We start from the raw sequence: 20,313 nt of genomic DNA on the forward strand, positions 1-20,313 counted from the left end.
GAACGCGCATGCTGAAGATCACCATCGCCCAGCTGAACCCGACCATCGGCGACATCGCCGGCAACGTCGCGAAGATGGTCGCCGCGGCGCGTGAGGCGAACACGCAAGGCGCCGAGCTGGTCGTCTTCACCGAACTCGGCCTGACCGGCTACTACCCGGCCGACCTGCTCGAGGAACCCGGCTTCCTGCAGCGCGTCGACGCCGGCCTCGACGCCCTGCTGCAGGCCTCGCGCGAGCTGCCCGGCCTGCACTGGGTGGTCGGTGCGCCGCTGCGCCGCGACGGCCCCGGCAAGCGGCTGCACAACATGCTGCTGGTGCTGCATGGCGGCACGATCGTGCTGCGCTACGCGAAGCAGCTGCTGCCCACCTACAACATCTTCGACGAGCGCCGCCACTTCGAGCCCGGCCCCGATGTCGCCAAGGTACTGCGCATCGGCGACACGCAGGTCGGCATGATGATCTGCGAGGACGGCTGGAACGATGTCGCCGACGACTACGCGGTGAACCCGTTCGAACGCATGCGCGACGCCGCGCCCGACCTGGTCGTCTCGATCAACGCGAGCCCGTCCGAGATCGGCAAGCGCGAGCAGCGCCACCAGATCTTCGGCGACGCGAGCCGCCGCCACCGACTGCCGATCCTCTACGTCAACCAGATCGGCGGCCACGACCAGCTGGTGTTCGACGGCGCGTCGTTCGCGACCGAGGCCGACGGCCGCGTGGTCTACGAGGCCCATCGCTTCGTCGAGGACGTGACGACGCTGCGCTTCGCACACGGCCGCTTCCTGACGCTCGCCGGCGACACGCCACCGCCGGTACCGGCGGCCGGCCTGCCGACGATGGCGTTCTACCAGGCGCAGATCGTGCTCGGCCTCACCGACTACGCGCGGCGCTGCGGTTTCAAGCAAGCCGTGGTCGGCTCGTCGGGCGGCATCGACAGCGCGTTGACGCTGGCACTCGCCGCGCAGGCGTTCGGTCCGCAGAACGTCAGCGCGGTGACGATGCCCTCGCACTACTCGTCGGCCGGCTCGGTGGACGACTCGGTCACGCTGTGCCACAACCTCGGCATCGAGCTCTTCACGCACCCGATCGCCGAGCTGGTCGACGGCTACGGCGCGCAGTTCGAGCGCAGTTTCGGCAAGCCGCTGCGAGGCCTGTCGCACGAGAACCTGCAGGCGCGCATCCGCGGCACCGCGCTGATGGCCTACTCGAACAGCTTCGGCCACCTGCTGCTGACCACCGGCAACAAATCGGAGATCTCGGTCGGCTACTGCACGCTGTACGGCGACACCAACGGCGGCCTCGGGCTGATCGGCGACCTCTACAAGACGGAGGTGTTCGCGCTGTCGCGCCACGTCAACGAGGCCGCCGGCCGCGAGCTGATCCCGACCGCCATCATCGACAAGCCGCCGTCGGCCGAGCTCGCGCCGGGCCAGAAGGACACCGACAGCCTGCCGCCGTACGAGGTGCTGGACGAGGTGCTGAAGCTGCTGATCGAAGGCGATCGGCTTGCGCCGCGCGAGCGCGCCCAGTCGGCCGCCTTCGTCGCGCAGCTGCAGCGCAGCGACGAGGGCCGTGCGCTGGTCGAGCGGGTGCGGCGCATGATCGCCCGCAACGAATACAAGCGGCGCCAGGCGCCCCCCATCATCCGCGTCCGCCCCCGTGCCTTCGGCAGCGGACGGCAGATGCCCATCGCAGCGCACATCCCATGAGAACCGTCCCGTCCCACCCAACCGCCGCGCAGGGCCTGCACCACGACACGGCCGTCTACATCGGCCGCTTCCAGCCGTTCCACAACGGGCACCTGGCGCTGCTGAACCAGGCGCTGGCGATCGCGCCGCGGGTCGTCGTCGTGATCGGCTCGGCCCACCAGGCACGCTCGCCGAAGAACCCGTTCACCTGGGAGGAGCGCGCCGAGATGATCCGGCTCGCGCTGCCGGAGGACGAGCGCAGCCGCATCGAGTTCCTGCCGGTGCGCGACTACTACGACGAGACGCGCTGGCTGAAGGCGGTGCACGAGGGCGTGCAGGCGCAGATCGCGAAGCGGGCCGATCCGCGGCTCGGCTCGATCGGGCTGGTCGGCCACTTCAAGGACGCCACCAGCGAGTACCTGCAGGGCTTCCCGGGCTGGCGGCTGCACAGCGTCGCGCGCATCGCCGCGGCCGACGGCACCGCGCTGCGCGATGCGTTCTTCGCCTGCGCGGCCGACGATGTCGACGCGACGCTCGCGGCGCTGGTCGGCCAGGCCCCGTCGACCACGCTCGGCTTCCTGCGCGCCTGGTCGCGCCTGCCGCTGTTCGAGGCACTGGCCGCCGAGTGGCGCATGCTGAAGGCCTACCGGGCTTCGTGGTCCGCCGCGCCCTACCCGCCGGTGTTCGTCACCGTCGATTCGATCGTGCAATGCGCCGGCCACGTGCTGCTGGTGCGCCGCGGCCAGGCGCCGGGCAAGGGCCTGTACGCGGTGCCGGGCGGCTTCATCGAGCAGCGCGAGACCGCCTACCAGTCGGCGCTGCGCGAGTTGCGCGAAGAGACCCAGCTGCACCTGCTCGACGCCAGCATGCGCCAGTGCCTGCGCGCAACCGCGGTGTTCGACCACCCGGACCGCAGCCAGCGCGGCCGCACGATCACGCATGCCCACCACTTCGACCTCGGCGGGCGCGAGCTGCCCGAGGTGGTGGCCGGCGACGACGCGGCCGCAGCGCTGTGGACGCCGATCGGCGAACTGCCCGCGCTCGAGGACCAGTTCCTCGACGATCACTTCCACATGCTGGATCACTTCCTGGGGCTGACACCGCGATGAGGCAGGAAGCCGCCCTGCTCGATCGCTACCGCGGCTGCCTGCTCGGGCTGGCCTGCGGCGACGCGGTCGGCACCACGCTGGAGTTCCGCCGCCGCGGCAGCTTCGAGCCGATCACCGACATGGTCGGCGGCGGTCCGTTCGGGCTGAAGGCCGGCGAATGGACCGACGACACCTCGATGGCGCTGTGCCTCGCGACCAGCCTGGTCGAATGCCGCGGCTTCGATGCCGAGGACCAGATGAACCGCTACGTGAACTGGTGGCACCACGGCTACCTGAGCGCGACCGGCAGCTGCTTCGACATCGGCATCACCGTCTCGGGCGCGCTGCAGCGCTACCTGGTAACGCGCAACCCGATGGCCGGCTCCACCGACCCGATGAGCGCCGGCAACGGCTCGCTGATGCGGCTCGCGCCGGCGGTGCTGTTCGGCCACCCGGACCAGCAGGCCGCGATCGACCTGGCGCGCCGCAGCTCGGCCACCACGCATGCGGCGACCGAGGCGCTGGAATGCTGCGCGCTGTTCGCCGAGTTGCTGTGCCACGCGCTCGACGGCCACCCGAAGGACGCGATCCTCGCGAACCGGCTGGCCAGGCCGACGATGCCGAAGGTGCAGGCGATCGCCGCCCGCGAGTACCTGCACAAGCGCGAATCGCAGGTCACCGGCTCGGGTTATTGCGTCGCATCTCTGGAGGCCGCGCTGTGGTGCTTCGCGCAGACCGACAGCTTCGAGGCGGCGGTGCTGCGCGCCGCCAACCTCGGCGACGATGCCGACACCACGGCAGCCATCGTCGGCCAGCTCGCCGGCGCGCACTACGGCAAGGCCGGCATCCCGGCGCGCTGGCTGGTGCGGCTGCACCAGCGGCTCGAGATCGAGGCGCTGGCCGACGCGCTGCGGGGCTGACCCGGCGTCACGCGCCGAGCGGCGTGACCGTGACGCACCAGTGGCCCTCCTGCCCCTGCGTCGTAATGCGCAGCGGCAGGAAGCGCTCGATCACCGCGAAGTTCGTCCGCGCGTGTTCCGTCAGCTCGGTGCAGCTGAAGCGCGCCGGCCGGCCGCTGCGCCACACCGCCAGCGCAAGCGGCAGCACCCATTGATCGGCCAGGTGAGGGCCGAGAGCGCCGCTGCCGGCCTGGTACGCGCGCAGCTCCGCGGCGAGCGACAGCGCGACATCCTCGGCACTGCGGCCACGCTCGCCGAAACTGATCACCAGCTCGGTGACGTGCTCGTGCGCCAGCGTCGCCATCAGCGCGTTGCCCGGGCCCTCGTTCTGGCGCAGCACCGGCACCTGCAACGCGTCATCGGGCCAGCCGAACTCGTGCTGCAGGATCGCAAGCTCGCGCGACGCCACGCTGCGCGGCACCGCCGCCGCCAGGGCTTCCGCATGGGCAGCGATCAACGCGCCGCGCTCCATCAGGTCGTACGGAAGCAGCCCCCCTAGCGCCGGCAGGATCTCGGCGACGAACTCGCCGCCGCCGGCCGGAAAGAAGCCGTGGCGGCGCAGCTGCAGCCGGCTGCCGGCGCCCAGGCGCTGCAGTAGCGGCGCATAGCAGCGCTCGATGAAGTGGAACGGCGGCGCCATCGGGTTGTGCGTGCCACCGGTGAGCGTCAGCCGGCTGGTGCCGCTCGCCAGCATCAGCGCCGGCCAGACAGTCTGCAGCACGAGCGTCGCGCTGCCGGCCGTGCCGACGCTGAAGACATGGTCGCCGGCGCACACCGCGCCGGGCTCGAAAACCAGCGTCATCGAGCCGGCTTCGGCGCCCTGCACCCGCGCGCCGCTGACAGCCTGCGCCGCCTGCACGCAGGCGAGGTGCTGGCGCATCAGGCCCGGCTTGGGCCGGCGCGCACGGATGTTCTGGAGGGCAACGCCCTGGCCGGTGCACATCGCGAGCGCCAGCGCGCTGCGCAGGATCTGGCCGCCACCCTCCCCGGTGGCGCCGTCGAGTTCGATCATGTTCATTTCCTGTTGGCCATCGCTTCCTGCTTGCGCACCAGCCCGGCCTGCGCAACGATTCGAGCCGCTTCGACGCGCGCCTGTTCGATGCGCCGGCACGGCCGGCAGCGAACGGCCTGGCTGTAGATGTTGCCCTTCGCGATCTCGTACCACCACTTCTGCTGCTTGGCCGTCCACACCTCGGCCCGGTTGCAATCGCGGCAACTGAACGCGCGGTCGACATAGAACAGCGGAAGCTGGCCGTACGTGTTGTTGTGAAGCAGTTGCTGCGGATCGGCGGCAACCGCCCCCACGGGAAGGACCCGCACCGGCGTGAAGCAATCGATGTTGCTGCGCGCCGCGCGCTGGATGCGCCGCGCCTTGATCTCGGCGCGGCGCTGCTTTCCGCTCTTCATCACTCCTCCCCTCACCCCTTCACGCACACCACCTGCTTCAGCGTGTGCACGACCTCCACGAGGTCCTTCTGTGCTTCCATCACCGCGTCGATGTCCTTGTAGGCCATCGGGATCTCGTCGATGACGTCCGCGTCCTTGCGGCACTCGACGCCTTCGGTCGCCTTCGCATGGTCGGCCACGCTGAACAGCTTCTTCGCCTTCGTGCGGCTCATCACGCGGCCGGCACCGTGGCTGCAGCTCTCGAAGCTCTCCGGGTTGCCCAGGCCGCGCACGATGAAGCTGCGCGCACCCATGCTGCCCGGAATGATCCCCAGCTGGCCGCGCTTCGCGCTGACCGCCCCCTTGCGGGTGACGAACACGTCCTCGCCGAAGTGGCGTTCCTGCTGCACATAGTTGTGGTGGCAGTTGACGGCCTCGACGTGCGTCTCGAACGGCTTCGCGATCACCTGGCGCACGGTGGCGATCAGGTTGGTCATCATCACCTCGCGGTTGCGCGCCGCGAACTTCTGCGCCCAGCCGACGCCGCGCACGTAGTCGCCGAAGTACTGAGCGCCTTCCTCGAAGTACGCCAGGTCCTGGTCGGGCAGGTTGCGCTGGTGCTGTTCGGCATCCTTCTTGGCCAGCTCGATGAAGTGCGTGCCGATCGCGTTGCCGACACCGCGCGAGCCCGAGTGCAGCATGAACCACACGGCGCCCTCCTCGTCGAGGCAGACCTCGATGAAGTGGTTGCCGCCGCCCAGCGTCCCCAGGTGCTTGCGGTTGTTGGTGTTCTTCAGGCGCGGGTGCAGCTCGCACAAGGCATCGAACTCGTCGACGAGCGTCGCCCACACCTGGTCGACGGTCTCCGGCGGGTTCTCCCAGCTGCCCTGGTCGCGGCCACGGTGGCGCGGCGTCGAGCCGTGCGGCACCGAGCGCTCGATCGCCGAACGCAGCGGGCCCAGGTTGTCCGGCAGGTCTTCGGCGCGCAGCGTGGTCTTGCAGGCCATCATCCCGCAGCCGATGTCGACGCCGACCGCGGCCGGGATGATCGCGCGCAGCGTCGGGATCACCGAGCCGACGGTCGCGCCGATGCCCAGGTGCACGTCGGGCATCGCCGCGACGTGCTTGAAGACGATCGGCAGGCGCGCCGCGTTCGCGAGCTGCTTCTTCGCCTCGGCCTCGACGGGCACGCCGCGGATCCACATCTTGACGGGCACGCCGCCTTCGATGGTTTCGGTGTCGTAGTTCTTCATGGTTTCCATTTCGTTTCCTCTAGGCCAGCTTCACCAGCCCGTTCAGCACGCCTTCCAATCCGCCGAACACCGAGATCTTGTCGATCCGTTCGGCCACGCGCTCCAGCGTCTCCAGCTCCTTCAGGCGCAGCGCGGTGGGGTTGTCCTCCATCACCTTGGCCGTGTTGAGCAACGAGCGGCTGGCCGCCGTTTCCTCGCGGCGCCGGATCACGTTGGCTTCCGCCGCCTTCTGCGCCTCGACCACCTGCGACAGGATGGTCTTCATCTCGCCGGGCAGCACGATGTCCTTCACGCCGACGCTCTCCAGCGCCAGGCCGTAGTCCGCGAGCTTGGCACGCGCATGGCCGGTCACGACCTCGTCGATCACCGCCTTGTTCTCCAGCAACTCGTCGAGGCTGCGGGTTCCCACCGCGGCGCGCAGGCCGAACTGCAGTTCTCTGTACAGGTGCTCGGCGGGCTTCTGCAGTTGCGTGTACGCCTTCAGCACGTCGGTGATCCGGTAGGTGGCCGCCAGGTTCAGGCGCAGGCTGACCTTGTCACGCGTCAGGATGTCCTGGCCGCTCACGTCGACCGCCTGCAGGCGCAGGTCCACCAGGTCGACCGAGACCGTGCGGTTGAACTTCCAGAACGCGTACGAACCCGCACCGAGCACGCGATCGACCTTGCCGTCGATCCACAGGATGCCGGCCGAGAACTCGTTCACCTGAACCTGCAACACGCCGGCCAGGCCGGACACGCCGCGGCTGCGCGCCTGCGTCTGCACCAGGCGAGCCGTCAGCACAGCCGACAGCTCGGCACCGGCCGCCAGGTCTACGACGTCCACCGTGACATCCACCAGGCCCTTCCAGTACAGGCGGCGCGTGGTGGGCGCGAGCACTTCGACCAGCACGCCGTTGTCGCTGCGCAGGCCCACCTGCGTCTCCGACAGCTCGACCTTGACGAACTCGGCCGCGACCACCTCGGGCTCCTTGGCCATCAGGTAGTCGGCCAGGCCGTGCGTGAACGCAGGCTGGTCGAGCGCGAAGGTCTCGACGCGCAGGCGGTCCAGCCCCTTGAACACCCAGTGCCGGCCGGGCGCCAGCACGCGCTCGAAATCGCCGTTGCGCAGCAGCAGGCCACGTTCGCTCTTCTTCACCATCACACGTTCGAACATCAACATCTTCTTCTCCTCGTTCTTCTCATCGAATAGGTGCCGTTACAGCAGCGTCGGCGGACGGGGATCGCACCGACCGCTGGCCTTGCAACGCTCGACACGACCGCGGCCGTGGCGAGGGGTGCAGGCAAGGGCCGACCGGTTTCCCAGTGCGGGCCGCCGCTGCTGACGGAATCGTTCCGGACTCGCCGGCTGTCTTCCGCGTTCGGCATGGGTCTTTCGACCCGGCACAACCATGGCCTTTCGGCCAGCTTTCCTGGCGGGAGTCGAACCCGCGACGGACTCGTTGAAAACGAGTTGCTCTACCAAGCTGAGCTACAGATGGTGGGCAGCCCGGGACTCGAACCCGGCGCGACTTGCGTGCGTTCACCTGACTGCCCTCACACCCGACGTTCCCGAAGCGCGGTACGCAGGACACCGACAGGGCTGTCACACCCCGGATCCCCTGCGCCAGCGGGGCAGGCCTTCGCCTCAACCCCTGGCCATTGCACTCTTCGTTTGCGTCAGGACAGCACTTCCATTGCAGCGCTCGTGCCAGCGTGTTGCCTTGGGCTCTCGCCTCCTCGCAAGTGCTTGTCGCACAAGGAGTTTCTTCAAGTATCCCGGCCCGATTGGATCGGGATGCTTGAACCAGAACAGCCAGAATCTAGAATCATCGCTAGCCTCTTAGCAATTCAGCACATGAAGCACACCGTCGTCATCGGCTTCCTCGGCACCCAGCTCGATGCCGGCCAAGGTGCCGGCCGCTGGGAGAAGTGGCGCCCGACGGTCTCGCTGGTCCAGCAGCCCGACGTCGTCGTGCACCGCATCGAGCTGATCCACACGCCGCGCCACCTCGGCCTCGCGCAGCAGGTGCAGCGCGACATCGCCTCGGTCTCGCCCGAGACGCTGGTCAACCTGATCCCGATGGACGTGGCCGACCCCTGGGACTTCGGCGAGATGTACGGCGCGCTCTACGACTGGGTGCGCGCCTACCCCTTCGACACCGAGCGCGAGCAGTACCGCGCCCACATCACCACCGGCACGCACGTCGCGCAGATCTGCATGTTCCTGATGATCGAGTCGCGCTTCATCCCCGGTGTGCTGCTGCAGACCGCGCCGCCGAAGAAGCAGACGCACGACAACCCCGGCAGCCTGACGCTGATCGACCTCGACCTGTCGCGCTACGACGGGCTCGCCAAGCGCTTCCACCAGGCACAGCAGGACGCGGTCGACTTCCTGAAGGACGGCATCGCGACCCGCAACCGCGCCTTCAACGCGCTGATCGACGAGATCGAGCGCGTGGCCGTGCGCTCGCGCGCGCCGATCCTGCTGACCGGGCCGACCGGCGCCGGCAAGTCGCACCTCGCGCGGCGCATGTTCGAGCTGAAGAAGTCGCGCCACCAGGTGAGCGGCGAGTTCGTCGAGGTCAACTGCGCGACGCTGCACGGCGACGGCGCCGCCTCCACGCTGTTCGGCCACCGCAAGGGCGCGTTCACCGGCGCGGCTGCCGAGCGCGCCGGCCTGCTGCGCAGCGCGCATGGCGGCGTGCTGTTCCTGGACGAGATCGGAGAGCTGGGCCTGGACGAGCAGGCGATGCTGCTGAAGGCGGTGGAGGAGAAGCGCTTCTACCCGATGGGCAGCGACCGCGAGGTGGCGAGCGACTTCCAGCTGATGGTCGGCACCAACCGCGACCTGCGCATCGACGTGGCCGAGGGCCGCTTCCGCGAAGACCTGTACGCCCGCATCAACCTGTGGAGCTACGTGCTGCCGGGCCTCGCGCAGCGGCCGGAAGACATCGAGCCGAACGTCGAGCACCTGCTCGCACGCGTGGCCGCCGAGAACGGCCGCGCGGTGCGCTTCAACGCCGAGGCCCGGTTGCAGTACCTGCGCTTCGCCCAGTCGCCCGAGGCGCTGTGGCGCGGCAACTTCCGCGACCTGTCGGCCAGCATCACGCKGCTGGCGACGCTGGCCGACGGCGGGCGCATCTCGTCGGCGCTGGTCGATGCCGAGCTGCAGCGGCTGCGCTGGCTGTGGCAGCACCACGCGGGCGATGCGCCGGCGCACGATGCCGTCGACCTCGATGCCCTGCTGGGCGATGCCGCGCAGGCACTCGACCTGTTCGACCGGCTGCAGCTGCAGGCCGTCGTGCAGCTGTGCCGCCGCTCGCGCACCCTGTCGGAGGCGGGGCGTCAGCTGTTCGACGTCTCGCGCCGGCAGCGCAGCGTCGTCAACGACGCCGACCGGCTGCGCAAGTACCTCGCGAAACACGGCCTCACCTGGGAGCGGGTGACAGCCTGATGCCGCGGCGGGGGAGTCGAACCCCCTGGCCCTGGCCGCGCGGCATCGCGCCGCGCGGTATGTCGTTCAGGGCAGGGACCGCAGCATCCACTGCACTTCGGCTGTGTCCAAGCGCGAGCATCCCGTCGGAAGTGGTGTCTCGCTGCACGGGGTCCGGGTCCGGACCGCGCACATCCCGCGCCGCCAACACCATTTCGTGCGGTCGCGGAGGGCAAGGGCACACCCGAAGTGGAGCGGGTGGTGCATTCAAAACCAGGCTCGAAAAGCAGAAAGGCCCGGATCCATCGCGGAATCCGGGCCTCTGTGAACAGAGTCGAAGGGTGGGCCTACGCCCTGCCTTCTCCCGGATGCCGTCGATCGTTGCCGTAACCCTTGCCTGCCCCCATGCCCATCGCCACGCAGAAGCACTCGCCCGATGCGCGGGCGGCTTGCTGCAGGTGACGGGGAAGGTGGCGGCTGATCACGGTGGCGTCCTCGGATTCGTTGATTCGTTGCGCTTTTTCAAGCAAGGCGCGGATCGTAAAAACTCTTTACCGGTTCGTCAAGCATTACTTCACGGCTTGCTTCAACTCGACCTTCACGAGGTTGTCCTCCGAGATCCGGTCGATGCGCTTGTTGTACGGGTCGACCCCGGCGAAGGCCGGCGCCTTGTCGACCACCAGCGTGATCGACTGCTTGCCGCTGCGCACCGGCCGGCGCTCGAAATGCAGCACCGAGTCCGCGCCGAAGCCCTCCTTGCCCGGCTCGGCGCTGAAGATGCCGATGTCCACCGGCTCGTCGAGCGGGGCCTCGGTCTCCTGGCCCTTGCCGTCGGCGTAGAGCTTGCGCGCCTCGACCTCCAGCACCAGGTCGTAGCGGCCGTCGGCGCGCTTCGTCGCGGTCGCGGCGGTCGCCTTCAGGTCAAGCAGCGTGATCTTCTCGAACAGGTCGGTGATCAGCGCATCGTGCTGCGGCCCGGCCTCGGCACGCAGGATGCGCAGGAAGTCGCGGCTGTTCGGGTACGGCGCGGCCTTGAAAGCGTACGCCTTCAGCAGCTTCGCGAGCGCCCGGTTCAGCACCGCCTCGCCGACCACCTCCTTCAGCCAGTACATCGCGAGCGAGCCCTTCTGGTAGTGGATGTAGCCCTGGTTCTCGACGCGCGCGAGCGGCAGCTCCTCCACCACCTCGCCGCCGCGCTGGCGCAGGTAGCGGTCGAGCTCATACTTCAGGAAGCGGCGGATCTGGTCGCGCCCGTACATCTTCTCCATCACCAGCAGCGCCGAGTACTGCGCGAAGCTCTCGACCAGCAGCTCGCCGCCCTGCTGCGAGCTCGGCACCAGCTGGTGGCCCCACCACTGGTGGCCGATCTCGTGCGCCGTCACATAGGTCACCACGTCGATCTTCTGCGGGTCGGTCAGCCGCGAGATGAAGCCGATGTTCTCCGAGTACGGGATCGTGTTGGCGAACGACTGCGCGAAGTCGGCGTACGACGGGAACTCCAGGATGCGCGCCTGGCGGAACTGGTACGGCGAGAACTTCTCGCTGAAGAGCTCGAGCGACAGCTTCATCGCCTGCATCATCCGGTCGGTGTTGAACTCGTGCCCGGGCTGGTGGTAGACCGCCAGGTCGACCTCCTTCCAGCGGTCGCGCAGCACCGCATAGCGTGCCGACTGGATCGAGAAGAAGTGGTTGATCGGCGCGTCCGGCTTGAAGTGCGCGGTGCGCCGCCCGTTCGCCGTCGTGTCGCTGACGGTGTAGCCCGGTGCGATCGGGGTCTGGTCGGCGTCGGTCGTCACGGTGATGTCGGCGTCGACCCAGTCGCTGTCCTTGCGGAAGCCGTTGTCGGCCCGTGCCGATTCATCCTCCAGCGTCGGCGGGCGCAGGTCCGGCGGCAGGCCGTGCTTGCGGCGCTTCGCGCGGTCGGTCAGCAGCCCGTTGCGCGACATGCCGATCGCCGGCGTGATCTCGGCGTTGTTGACGAAGCTGCCGTTGGCAACCAGCCGCGTCAGCGGCTGTGCGTTCGGGAAACCGCGCTCTTCCAGCGTCATCGCGAAGCGCAGCACCCGCGTCTCGTCCGGCTGCATCGCCGGCTCGAGCTTGTAGATGCGGTAGTGCTCCTTCGCCCACTCGCGCTGCAGCGTCGCACCGGGCAGCTCCACACGGTCGAGCGTCGTGCGCTCGGGCCACAGCAGGTGCAGCGTGTCGACCGGCGCGCCGGTGCGGTTGCGCAGCACGTAGCTGCCGGTCGTCACCGCACGTGCCTCGCGCGGGTACAGCTGCACATCGAGCGTGACGGCAGTGATGCGCGGCTGCGGCAGCTTCTCGAACGGCAGGAAGTCGCGCTCGTACTGGGCCAGCTGCGCGTCGCGCTGAGGCTGCGTCACGTAGGCGTTCAGCACGTTGGTGTTGTAGTAGATCCAGCCGCCGCTCGCGATCCACACCACGAGCCCGAGCGCCAGCAGCGCGCCGGCCCCGCCATGCAGGTGGTGGCCCATGTGGGCCAGGCGCGGGCGCAGCGCCAGGTTCGCGCCGCGTCGCCACAGCGCGTGCGACAGCACCGCCAGCACCAGTGCGAACCCACCCCAGTAGACCTCGAACCAGGCCTGCGCGATCCAGAAGCGCCCCAGGCCGTTCATGTCCGACAGCGGTACCCGCGGCGTGCCGCCGTAGTTGTAGAGGTTGTGCTCGAAGCCCGCCGCCGACAACGCGACCGACGCGACGATGTAGAGCAGCATCACGCCCCAGCCGATGAACTTCTGCGGCACCAGCACCTGCACGAACACCGCGAGCACCGCCAGCAGCAGCGCACCGACGGTCATCGGCAGCACGAACCACAGCAGGTAGGCCACCGGCTCGAAGCGGGTGTAGCCCTTCAAGGCCTGCACCAGCATGCCGGTCAGCACCGCGACCAGCGCACTGGCCGCGAGCACCAGCGCGATCGCGACGATCTTCGGCAGCAGGTGCGCCCAGTCGGGTGCGGCGGTCGCGTCGACGATCTCGTGCATGCGACGCTCGCGGTCGCGCCACACAAGCTCGCCCGCATAGAAGATCGCGATGATGATCGGCATCAGCGTGAACGCACCGTCCAGCGTCTGCACCATCAGGCGCGTGACCGGCCAGGAGCCGCTGCCGTACCACTCGCCGCTGAACCACAGCGAGCCACCGGCGTTCAGCACGCCGATGCCGAGCAGCACGAAGAACGCCGGGCTGCGGAACACGAAGGCCATGTCGAAGCGGGCCAGGCGCCACAGCTGGGCGCGGCGCGTCGGGGCATCGGCGCGCGCGGCAGGCAGCGCGCCGATTGCGGTCGGCCTTGCGGTTTGTTCGGCGGCGTCCTTCGACTTCTTCGGTGCCCTCTTCGGCGTCTTCCCCACCGGCGCACGCTCCTCGAAGCGGAACAGCCGGCAGGTCAGCGCGAACACCGCGAGCGCGATGCCGGACCACAGCAGCCGGTTCGCGAGCATCGGCCCGGTCATCGCCGGCAGCAGCGTGTTGCGCTCGGCGGCCGTCCAGTACTTGGTGACGATGCTGAGCGCCGACAGGCCGAACGGGTCGAGCAGCGCTGCGATGCTGTCGTACTGCGGGTTGCGCAGCAGCCCGCGCATCACGAAGTACAGCACCAGCATCCCGACCGCGCAGACGTAGGTCCACATCATCGAGCGCGTCGCGGTGGCGGCCGCGAAGAACACCGCCGACACGATCAGCAGCGTCGGCAACCCGAATGCGAACAGCGCGTACAGGTAGTGCGCGAGGTGGAACGCGCCGACCTTCTCGGCGTCGACCCACGGCATCGCGACGCCGACCAGGATGCCGAGCGGGATCGAGGCCAGCACCCCCAGCGCGACCCCGTTCGCGCCGAGGAAGCGGCCCACCAGGTACGCCCCCTTGCCGAGCCGCGTCGAGCGGATGATCGGCGCGAAGCCGGTCTCGTCGTCGCGGATCACGACGTTGGACACCATCGCGACGACGACGAACACCGCGAACAGGCTCATGATCGCGAGCGTCTGCAGGATCGCGAACGGCGAGTTCAGGTGCACGTTGCCGCGGCTGCCGATCTGGATCGTGTCGACCGTGACCGAGCCGAAGGTCAGCAGGAAGAACATCAGGCAGCCGACCCAGAACACCGGGCTCTTCAGCTGGTAGCGCGCCTCGAAGCGCGCGACGTGCATCAGCATGCTGCCGCTCATGCCGAGGCTCCTGCCGCCACCCCGGCCGATGCGCTGCGGTGCTGGTGCAGCGTCGAGAAATACACATCCTCCAGCCCCGCCTCCACCGGCGTGAAGCCCGGTGCCGGCGCGTCGTCGGCCAGCACGTGCACGACCGGCCGGCCGCCGCGCAGCCGGGTCGCGATCACGTCCATGCGGCTGCGCGCGTCGGCGAGCTCCTCCTTGGCGACCTCGCCCTGCCAGACGCGGCCGGCCATCTCGGCGATCAGCGCCTGCGGCGTTCCGGTGCGCACGATGCGCCCGCCGACCAGGATCGCCATCCGCGGGCACAGGTCGGTCACGTCGTCGACGATGTGCGTCGACAGGATCACGACCACGTTCTCGCCGATCTCGGCCAGCAGGTTGTTGAAGCGGTTGCGCTCCTCCGGGTCGAGGCCGGCAGTCGGCTCGTCGACGATGATCAGCCGCGGGTTCGCGATCAGCGCCTGCGCGATGCCGAAGCGCTGGCGCATGCCGCCGGAGAAGCCGGCGATCGCCTTCTTGCGCACGTCCCACAGGTTGACCTGCTGCAGCAGCGAATCGACCGTCTCGCGCCGCTCGCCGCGCCCGGCCACGCCCTTCAGCACGGCCAGGTGGTCGAGCATGTCCCAGGCCGACACGCGCGGGTAGACGCCGAAGTCCTGCGGCAGGTAGCCCAGCACCGCCCGCAGCCGCGCCGGTTCGGCCAGCACGTCGATGCCGTCGAACGCGATGCGCCCGGCGCTCGGCTGCTGCAGCGTCGCGAGGCAGCGCATCAGCGAGGACTTGCCGGCGCCGTTCGGCCCGAGCAGGCCGAACATGCCGCGCGGGATGTCGAGCGTCACGTCATCGAGGGCGCGGGTGCCGTTGGCATAGGTGTGCGACAGCTGGGCGATGGTCAGCATGCAGGATCTCCGTGGGGAGGTGGGGGAAACGAGGGACGAACGGGGGACTCTACGGACGGCGCGACGAAACGCCATCGCGGTGCGACAGGCCGCACGGCGGGGCGGACAGGCCGTGCAGCGGACGGATCAGAACGTCAGTCAGAACGTCTTGAGGCCGTTGACCGGCAGCAGCACCGACAGCAGCGAGCTGGTCGCGCACAGGAACAGCCGGTTGCGCTTCGGCCCGCCGAACACGACGTTGGCGACGCGCTCGGCCGTCTTCACCTTGCCGAGCAGCGTGCCGTCGGGCGCGAGGCAGTGCACGCCGTCGGCCGCGCCACACCACAGCCGGCCGGCCTCGTCGACGCGGAACCCGTCGAACAGCCCGGCGCTGCAGGTGGCGAACACCTCGCCGCCCGCGAGCCCGCCGCGCGCCGTGACGTCGAACACGCGGATGTGGCGCGGCCCGCCCGGCTGGTGCGTGGCGCCGCTGTCGACGATGTAGAGCTTCGATTCATCGGGCGAGAACGCGAGGCCGTTGGGCCGCACGAAGTCGTCGGCGACGCGCACGCACTCGCCGCTGCGCGGGTCGAGCCGGTAGACGTGGCAGCCGCCGGTCTCGCTTTCGCCGCGGTGGCCTTCGTAGTCCGAATCGATGCCGTAGGCCGGGTCGGTGAACCAGATGGAATCGTCCGACTTCACGACCAGGTCGTTCGGGCTGTTCAGCCGCCGGCCCTGCACCCGGTCGACCAGCGTCGTGACGCGGCCGTCGTGCTCGGTGCGGGCGACGCTGCGCGAGCCGTGCTCGCAGGTGACGAGCCGGCCCTGGCGGTCGAGCGTGTTGCCGTTCGCGAAGTTGGACGGTGCGCGGAACACGCTGACGCGGCCGTCGGTCTCGTCCCAGCGCAGCATCCGGTCGTTCGGGATGTCGCTCCACAGCAGGTAGCGCCCGGCCGGCACGTAGACCGGCCCCTCGGCCCAGCGCATGCCCTGGTGCAGCGTGTCGACGCGGGCGCTGGTGCGCACGCAGCTGCGGAATCGCTCGTCGAGGATCTCGAAGTCGGTCTCGGCCATGGTTTGCTCCGGTGTGTTCCCGACAGCGCCGGCTGCCGGCGCCCGACTTTAGGAGATCACGCCGGTTCAGCCAAGCGCAGGCGGGCGGCCTGGTCCTCGAAGAACTCCAGCACACCCTGGTCGACGCTCTTGCGCCAGTAGTCTCTCGCGCGGCTGCGCTTGCCCTCGGCCTCGTAGCGCTCGCCGATGTAGAAGTAGGCCTCGCACAGCGACTCCTCGGGCGACTTCGTGGCCCGTGCCGCGTCGATCAGCGCATCGGCCGAGAGCGAGCCCAGCGCGTAGTCCACCAGCGGCCGCGGCCAGTCGGTGGGCAGCTGGTCCGACGGATAGCGTGTTGCCAGCGCGGACGGGTCGCGCCCGGCCTGACGCATGGCCAGCGCCAACCACAGCACCGGGTAACCCCGTCGCACGACGGCCCGGTCGGCCAGCATCTCGTCGAGGTCGGCCTGCGCGGCATCGAAATCCTGCTGGAAGTAGCGGGCCATCGCCCGCACCCGCCGCGCCTCGGTGTCCCGTGGATCGCGCTCGAGCACGCTGCCGGTCAGCGCCACGGCGCGTGGCAGTTCGCGCAACGCGACCGCATTGACGGCCGCGGCGTTCTGCGTTTCGGCAACGTCCGGCGCCAGCTCGAGCGATCGCGCGAAGTCGCGTTTCGCGTCGGCCAGCCGGCCCAGGTGGTCGTACTGGATGCCGCGCGCCGTCAGCGCCTGGGCCTGCAGCGTCGGCGACAGGCGCTTCGCGGCCAGTTGCGCAGACAGCAGCGCGACGCGCCCGTGCGCTTCCGCCTGGATGCGCGTCTTCGCCTTCAACCGCTTGGTGCGCAGGCCGTCGTCCAGTCCTTGCAGATCGGCACGCAACTTGTCGAGGTCGGTGGGCGACAGCGGCGAGATCGACACCGTCGCCGCCAGCCTGGGCCACAGCTTGTTGAGTTTCTCCATGTAGCCCGGCCACGCCGCAGCCTCGATCTGGTCTGCCGACACGCGCAGCACCGAGCGATAGTCCGCATGCTTGCGGTCGGCATCGAACGTGCCCTTCCACGTGAAATGGGCGTCGCCTTCGTTCACGATTTGCGTCACCGGCCGCGCCGTCACGTCGTCCGGGAAATCCAGCGTCACCGTGTGCCGGTAGGTGCCCGGGAGTGCGCCCGTATAGGCATCGCGCCGTGCCTCCGCCTTGGCAACCATCATCACGTCGGCGGTGGCCCAGTAGCCAATGTCGGCGACCAGCACGCGCTCGTCCGGGAAGCGCCAGAACTCCGGCACGCTGAAGCGCTGGACGAAGGTGACCGCATCGTCGACCTGCGAATCGACGACCTCCATCGAGCCCTGGCCCTTGGCCTTCGGGTACAGGCGCAGGTAGGGCGCGGCCAGTCGCGTCTGCAAGGCCTCGCGACCTTGCGTGGTGACGATATCCCGGAACGACTCGGCGAGGATCCCGCGGAACGTGATCCGCGATTCCAGCACCGGGTCGGTGTCGAAACGCTCGAAACGCAGGCTGTCCTCGACCACCTGGCGGTCCGTGTCCACCGCGTCCGGCAACGCGACCAGGGCAGTGGTCGAGCCGGTCAACGGCAGGCCGAGCCCGAAATCGACCGCCTGGCGGCCCTCCAGCGGTCCGGTCTGGCGGCTGCGCGTCGCGTCCAACCAGTAGGTCTTCCCTTCGAGCTCGACGCGGGCGATCACATGGTCGAAGGCCAGCGGGCCGGGCAGCATGCCCTCGACGCGCCCGCGCGCCGTCATCGACACCAACACCGGCGTTGCCGGAACGTCGAGCTTGCGCAGCAGCGCCACCAGCAGCGCGACCTTGTCCTTGCAGTCGCCGAAGCGTTGCTCGATCACCTTGTCGGGCGCGGCGGGCTGGTGCGAGCTGCTGCCGATCTCGGTGCCGAAGTAACGCACCTCCTGCTGCACGAAGCGCAGCGCGGCGCGCACCCGGTCGGCGGGCGCGGCCTCCTTGTCACGGATGTCCTGGATCACGGCGTCCACCCGTGCGCCGGCCGGCAGCGCCGCGAACAGCCCCTGGCCCCAGCGCGCCACCTCGGCCCAGTCGGCAAACTCGCTGGCCTGCCACAGCTGGGCTGCGGCCACGCTGAAGCCGGCGTTGGCATCGGGGCTGAAGCGCGGCACCGCGACACGGCGCCACACCGTCTCGCGCCGGCCGTTGCGCACCTGGGCCACGCTCGTCACGTCGGCCGGGCCGACTCGCACCTGCAGCGCCCGCTCGACCGGTGCGACCAGGCGCACCTGGTAGGCCTGCACCGGACCGCGCTGCGACGACAAGGCCTCGAGCGCGACGAACCTGCCGCCGAACACGGGGTTCGCACCCCGCACCGAGTAGGCGAAATCCACTTCATCACCGACCCGCACGTCGTCCAGCACGATCGACACCGTCACGCGCCCGTCGACCATGCGCCGCTCGAGCTGCGTCTCACGCTGCATCAGCTGGATGCGGCGGCGGTCCAGCTTGGCGATGCGTTTGCCGTTGCGCACCAGGTCGAGGTGATGCAGCGTGAAGGTCTGGTAGCTGGGGTCGAACTCGAGCTCGATCTGCGACGCGACGGACAGGCCGGCGTCGGTGTCGATGACGCGCACCACATGGTTGTAGTCCCAGATCGACTTGCCATCGGCGAGCAGTTGGCGGTCGATGACGCGGTAGTGCATCGAGCTGCGGTCGACCGAGGCCTGCGGCGCTTCGGCAGCGGGCACGACCCAGGCCGGGGCCGGCCCGGTGGCATAGCTGAAGCCGCCCGACGCGGCAGCACGCGTTGGTGCGGCAGCCTGGGCCTGCGTCTGGGCCAGGACCCCCGCCGACATGGCGAGGGTCAGCATGAGCGCGGCGAGGCGCCCGGTTTGAATCGGTTTCATACATCCTCCCGAGGGGCCGCGGCACTGTGCGTGCCGTCGGCGATGCAGCGATGTTATGCGGGGTGGCGGCCGGACGGGCTCGCACCGGCCCTGGATTCAGGCATTGCGCAACGAAACCTGCAGCGCCGCCAGCGCCGACGGCACCTCGCCGGCCCGCCACACCAGCGGCGTGACCCGCTCGCCATGCACCTTCGGCAGCGGATGCCACAGCACCGGCGGGCTGCGCAGCGTCGCGAGCACCGCCTGCGGCACCAGCGCGATGCCGGTGCCGGCCGCCACGCAGGCGACGATCGCGTGGTACGAGCTCAGTTCGAGGATGCGCATCGACGCGATGCGCCGGTCGCCGAGCCAGCGCATCAGCACGCGGCGGTAGGCGCAGCCGTCGGGGAAGCTGATCACCGAGTCGTCCTGCACGTCGTGCGCCCGCACGATCGGTGCGTGCGAGGCCGCCGAGATGATCCCCAGCCGCTCGCGGAACAGCGGCATCGTCGCGAGCGAGCGGTCGGCCGGCGCCTCGACGATGAAGGCAGCATCGATGCGGCGCGCCACCAGCGCCGCCAGCAGCGCATCGTTGGTGCCGGTGCTCAGCTCGACGCGCACCTCCGGGTAGCGCCGGTGGTAGGCGGCCAGCACCGCGGGCAGCCGGCTCGCAGTGGTGCTCTCGAGCGCGCCGATGCGCAGCACGCCGCTCGGGGCGCCGCCGACCACCGCCTGGCGCGCCTCGTCCGACAGGCTCAGCAGGCGATCCGCGTAGTCGAGCAGTACCTGCCCGCGCGGCGACAGGTGCAGGCGCTGCCGGTCGCGGTGGAACAGCTCGGCACCGAGCGAGGCCTCGAGCTGCTGGATGCGCGTCGTCACGCTCGACGGCACGCGGTGCAGCTTGCGCGCCGCCTTCAGGATGCCGCCTTCGTGCACCACCGCCCGGAAGATGGAGAGGGATTCGAGGTCCATGCCGCGATGCTGCCACGCCGGCGCCCACCCTGTTCGCCTTTCCAGAACAAGTCGTTCGGAATAATTCAATATCGCGGAACAGGCGCGGTGACTAGCATGCAGGCATGCCGAACCCGACCGCTTCCTCCCGCCCCGCAGTCCAGGCCGCGCTGGTCGGCGCGCTGTGCCTGGCCAGCGGGATGGGCATCGGCCGCTTCGCGTTCACGCCGCTGCTGCCGCTGATGCAGGACGCCGGGCTCTCGCTGCCGCACGGCGCGTGGCTCGCGAGCATCAACTATGCGGGCTACCTGGCCGGTGCGCTGCTGTGCGCGGCCTGGCCGCTGCCGGCCGGCGTGGTCGGGCGGGCCGGGCTGCTGGCCACCGCGCTGACCACGCTCTCGATGGGCCTGGGCGACGACTACCGCGCCTGGCTGCTGTGGCGCGGGCTGGCCGGGGTCGCGAGTGCGTGGGTRCTGGTCGGTGCGTCGTCCTGGGCGCTCGCGGAACTGGCGCGCCGCCAGCGCAGCGCCTGGTCCGGCTGGGTCTTCGTCGGGGTCGGCAGCGGGATGATGCTGGCCGGCGGGCTGGGCC

General features: G+C 69.7%; 14 protein-coding genes and 1 tRNA gene. 5 read left to right on the top strand and 10 right to left on the bottom strand.

The annotated features are described in order from the left end of the window. Positions 1-8 precede the first annotated feature (8 nt). Genes AC1D1T_RS01960 through AC1D1T_RS01970 form a run of 3 tightly spaced genes read left to right on the top strand, consistent with a single transcriptional unit; the run spans position 9 to position 3,696 of the window. Positions 9-1,709, top strand: a complete 1,701-nt coding sequence (locus AC1D1T_RS01960; RefSeq protein WP_477824466.1) for an NAD+ synthase — start codon at positions 9-11, stop codon at positions 1,707-1,709. After that, positions 1,706-2,797: a bifunctional nicotinamide-nucleotide adenylyltransferase/Nudix hydroxylase gene (locus AC1D1T_RS01965; RefSeq protein ID WP_477824467.1), complete on the top strand. Its 1,092-nt coding sequence runs from the start codon at positions 1,706-1,708 to the stop codon at positions 2,795-2,797. The genes AC1D1T_RS01960 and AC1D1T_RS01965 overlap by 4 nt, the downstream gene beginning before the upstream one ends. Then, a complete protein-coding gene (locus tag AC1D1T_RS01970) occupies positions 2,794-3,696 on the top strand; it encodes an ADP-ribosylglycohydrolase family protein (protein WP_477824468.1) in 903 nt (300 codons plus the stop codon). Before AC1D1T_RS01965 ends, AC1D1T_RS01970 begins: the two co-directional genes overlap by 4 nt. Before the next feature lie 7 nt (positions 3,697-3,703). Here the strand turns inward: AC1D1T_RS01970 and rtcA are convergent, their stop codons facing one another. The 5 genes from rtcA to AC1D1T_RS01995 form a co-directional block, all read right to left on the bottom strand. Further along, on the bottom strand, positions 3,704-4,747 hold the full coding sequence (gene rtcA / locus AC1D1T_RS01975; RefSeq protein WP_477991293.1) for an RNA 3'-terminal phosphate cyclase: 1,044 nt from the start codon (positions 4,745-4,747) through the stop codon (positions 3,704-3,706). 2 nt (positions 4,748-4,749) lie between these two features. After that, entirely contained in the window at positions 4,750-5,142 is a 393-nt protein-coding gene (locus tag AC1D1T_RS01980; protein WP_477824470.1) for a zinc-ribbon domain containing protein, read from the bottom strand. Positions 5,143-5,153: 11 nt separating this feature from the next. After that, positions 5,154-6,383 carry an RtcB family protein gene (locus AC1D1T_RS01985; protein ID WP_477824471.1) on the bottom strand — a complete coding sequence of 410 codons (1,230 nt, stop codon included), beginning with the start codon at positions 6,381-6,383 and terminating at the stop codon, positions 5,154-5,156. 10 nt (positions 6,384-6,393) lie between these two features. Then, positions 6,394-7,527: a slipin family protein gene (locus AC1D1T_RS01990; RefSeq protein WP_477991299.1), complete on the bottom strand. Its 1,134-nt coding sequence runs from the start codon at positions 7,525-7,527 to the stop codon at positions 6,394-6,396. Between the two features lie 253 nt (positions 7,528-7,780). Next, positions 7,781-7,852, bottom strand: a tRNA-Glu gene (locus tag AC1D1T_RS01995). Positions 7,853-8,208: 356 nt separating this feature from the next. Between AC1D1T_RS01995 and rtcR the strand changes: the two genes are divergently transcribed. Beyond that, entirely contained in the window at positions 8,209-9,807 is a 1,599-nt protein-coding gene (rtcR, locus tag AC1D1T_RS02000; protein ID WP_477991295.1) for an RNA repair transcriptional activator RtcR, read from the top strand. A 548-nt stretch (positions 9,808-10,355) separates the two neighbouring features. Here rtcR and AC1D1T_RS02005 read toward each other — a convergent pair. The 5 genes from AC1D1T_RS02005 to AC1D1T_RS02025 all read right to left on the bottom strand — a co-directional run bounded on the left by AC1D1T_RS02005 (position 10,356) and on the right by AC1D1T_RS02025 (position 19,743). Then, positions 10,356-13,973 carry an ABC transporter permease/M1 family aminopeptidase gene (locus tag AC1D1T_RS02005; RefSeq protein ID WP_477824474.1) on the bottom strand — a complete coding sequence of 1,206 codons (3,618 nt, stop codon included), beginning with the start codon at positions 13,971-13,973 and terminating at the stop codon, positions 10,356-10,358. After that, complete coding sequence (locus AC1D1T_RS02010; protein ID WP_047503747.1) at positions 13,970-14,875, bottom strand: ABC transporter ATP-binding protein; 906 nt, start codon at positions 14,873-14,875, stop codon at positions 13,970-13,972. The genes AC1D1T_RS02005 and AC1D1T_RS02010 overlap by 4 nt, the downstream gene beginning before the upstream one ends. Positions 14,876-15,013: 138 nt before the next feature. After that, entirely contained in the window at positions 15,014-15,928 is a 915-nt protein-coding gene (locus AC1D1T_RS02015; protein WP_477824475.1) for an SMP-30/gluconolactonase/LRE family protein, read from the bottom strand. 56 nt (positions 15,929-15,984) lie between these two features. Next, complete coding sequence (locus AC1D1T_RS02020) at positions 15,985-18,792, bottom strand: DUF3857 domain-containing protein (RefSeq protein WP_477838777.1); 2,808 nt, start codon at positions 18,790-18,792, stop codon at positions 15,985-15,987. Between the two features lie 96 nt (positions 18,793-18,888). After that, complete coding sequence (locus tag AC1D1T_RS02025) at positions 18,889-19,743, bottom strand: LysR family transcriptional regulator (RefSeq protein WP_477824477.1); 855 nt, start codon at positions 19,741-19,743, stop codon at positions 18,889-18,891. A gap of 104 nt (positions 19,744-19,847) precedes the next feature. On the opposite strand from AC1D1T_RS02025, the gene AC1D1T_RS02030 reads away from it, so the two are divergent. After that, the coding region (locus tag AC1D1T_RS02030) for a YbfB/YjiJ family MFS transporter (protein ID WP_477991297.1) at positions 19,848-20,313 on the top strand (466 nt) is incomplete at its 3' end.

It is taken from the genome of Rhizobacter sp. P2_H3 (assembly GCF_056403355.1).

Bases quoted from the DNA above. Each gene is read 5' to 3' on its own strand.
- AC1D1T_RS01960 (WP_477824466.1), top strand. From the start codon at position 9: ATGCTGAAGATCACCATCGCCCAGCTGAACCCGACCATCGGCGACATC.
- AC1D1T_RS01965 (WP_477824467.1), top strand. From the start codon at position 1,706: ATGAGAACCGTCCCGTCCCACCCAACCGCCGCGCAGGGCCTGCACCAC.
- AC1D1T_RS01970 (WP_477824468.1), top strand. From the start codon at position 2,794: ATGAGGCAGGAAGCCGCCCTGCTCGATCGCTACCGCGGCTGCCTGCTC.
- rtcA (WP_477991293.1), bottom strand. From the start codon at position 4,747: ATGATCGAACTCGACGGCGCCACCGGGGAGGGTGGCGGCCAGATCCTG.
- AC1D1T_RS01980 (WP_477824470.1), bottom strand. From the start codon at position 5,142: ATGAAGAGCGGAAAGCAGCGCCGCGCCGAGATCAAGGCGCGGCGCATC.
- AC1D1T_RS01985 (WP_477824471.1), bottom strand. From the start codon at position 6,383: ATGGAAACCATGAAGAACTACGACACCGAAACCATCGAAGGCGGCGTG.
- AC1D1T_RS01990 (WP_477991299.1), bottom strand. From the start codon at position 7,527: ATGTTCGAACGTGTGATGGTGAAGAAGAGCGAACGTGGCCTGCTGCTG.
- AC1D1T_RS02005 (WP_477824474.1), bottom strand. From the start codon at position 13,973: ATGAGCGGCAGCATGCTGATGCACGTCGCGCGCTTCGAGGCGCGCTAC.
- AC1D1T_RS02010 (WP_047503747.1), bottom strand. From the start codon at position 14,875: ATGCTGACCATCGCCCAGCTGTCGCACACCTATGCCAACGGCACCCGC.
- AC1D1T_RS02015 (WP_477824475.1), bottom strand. From the start codon at position 15,928: ATGGCCGAGACCGACTTCGAGATCCTCGACGAGCGATTCCGCAGCTGC.
- AC1D1T_RS02020 (WP_477838777.1), bottom strand. From the start codon at position 18,792: ATGAAACCGATTCAAACCGGGCGCCTCGCCGCGCTCATGCTGACCCTC.
- AC1D1T_RS02025 (WP_477824477.1), bottom strand. From the start codon at position 19,743: ATGGACCTCGAATCCCTCTCCATCTTCCGGGCGGTGGTGCACGAAGGC.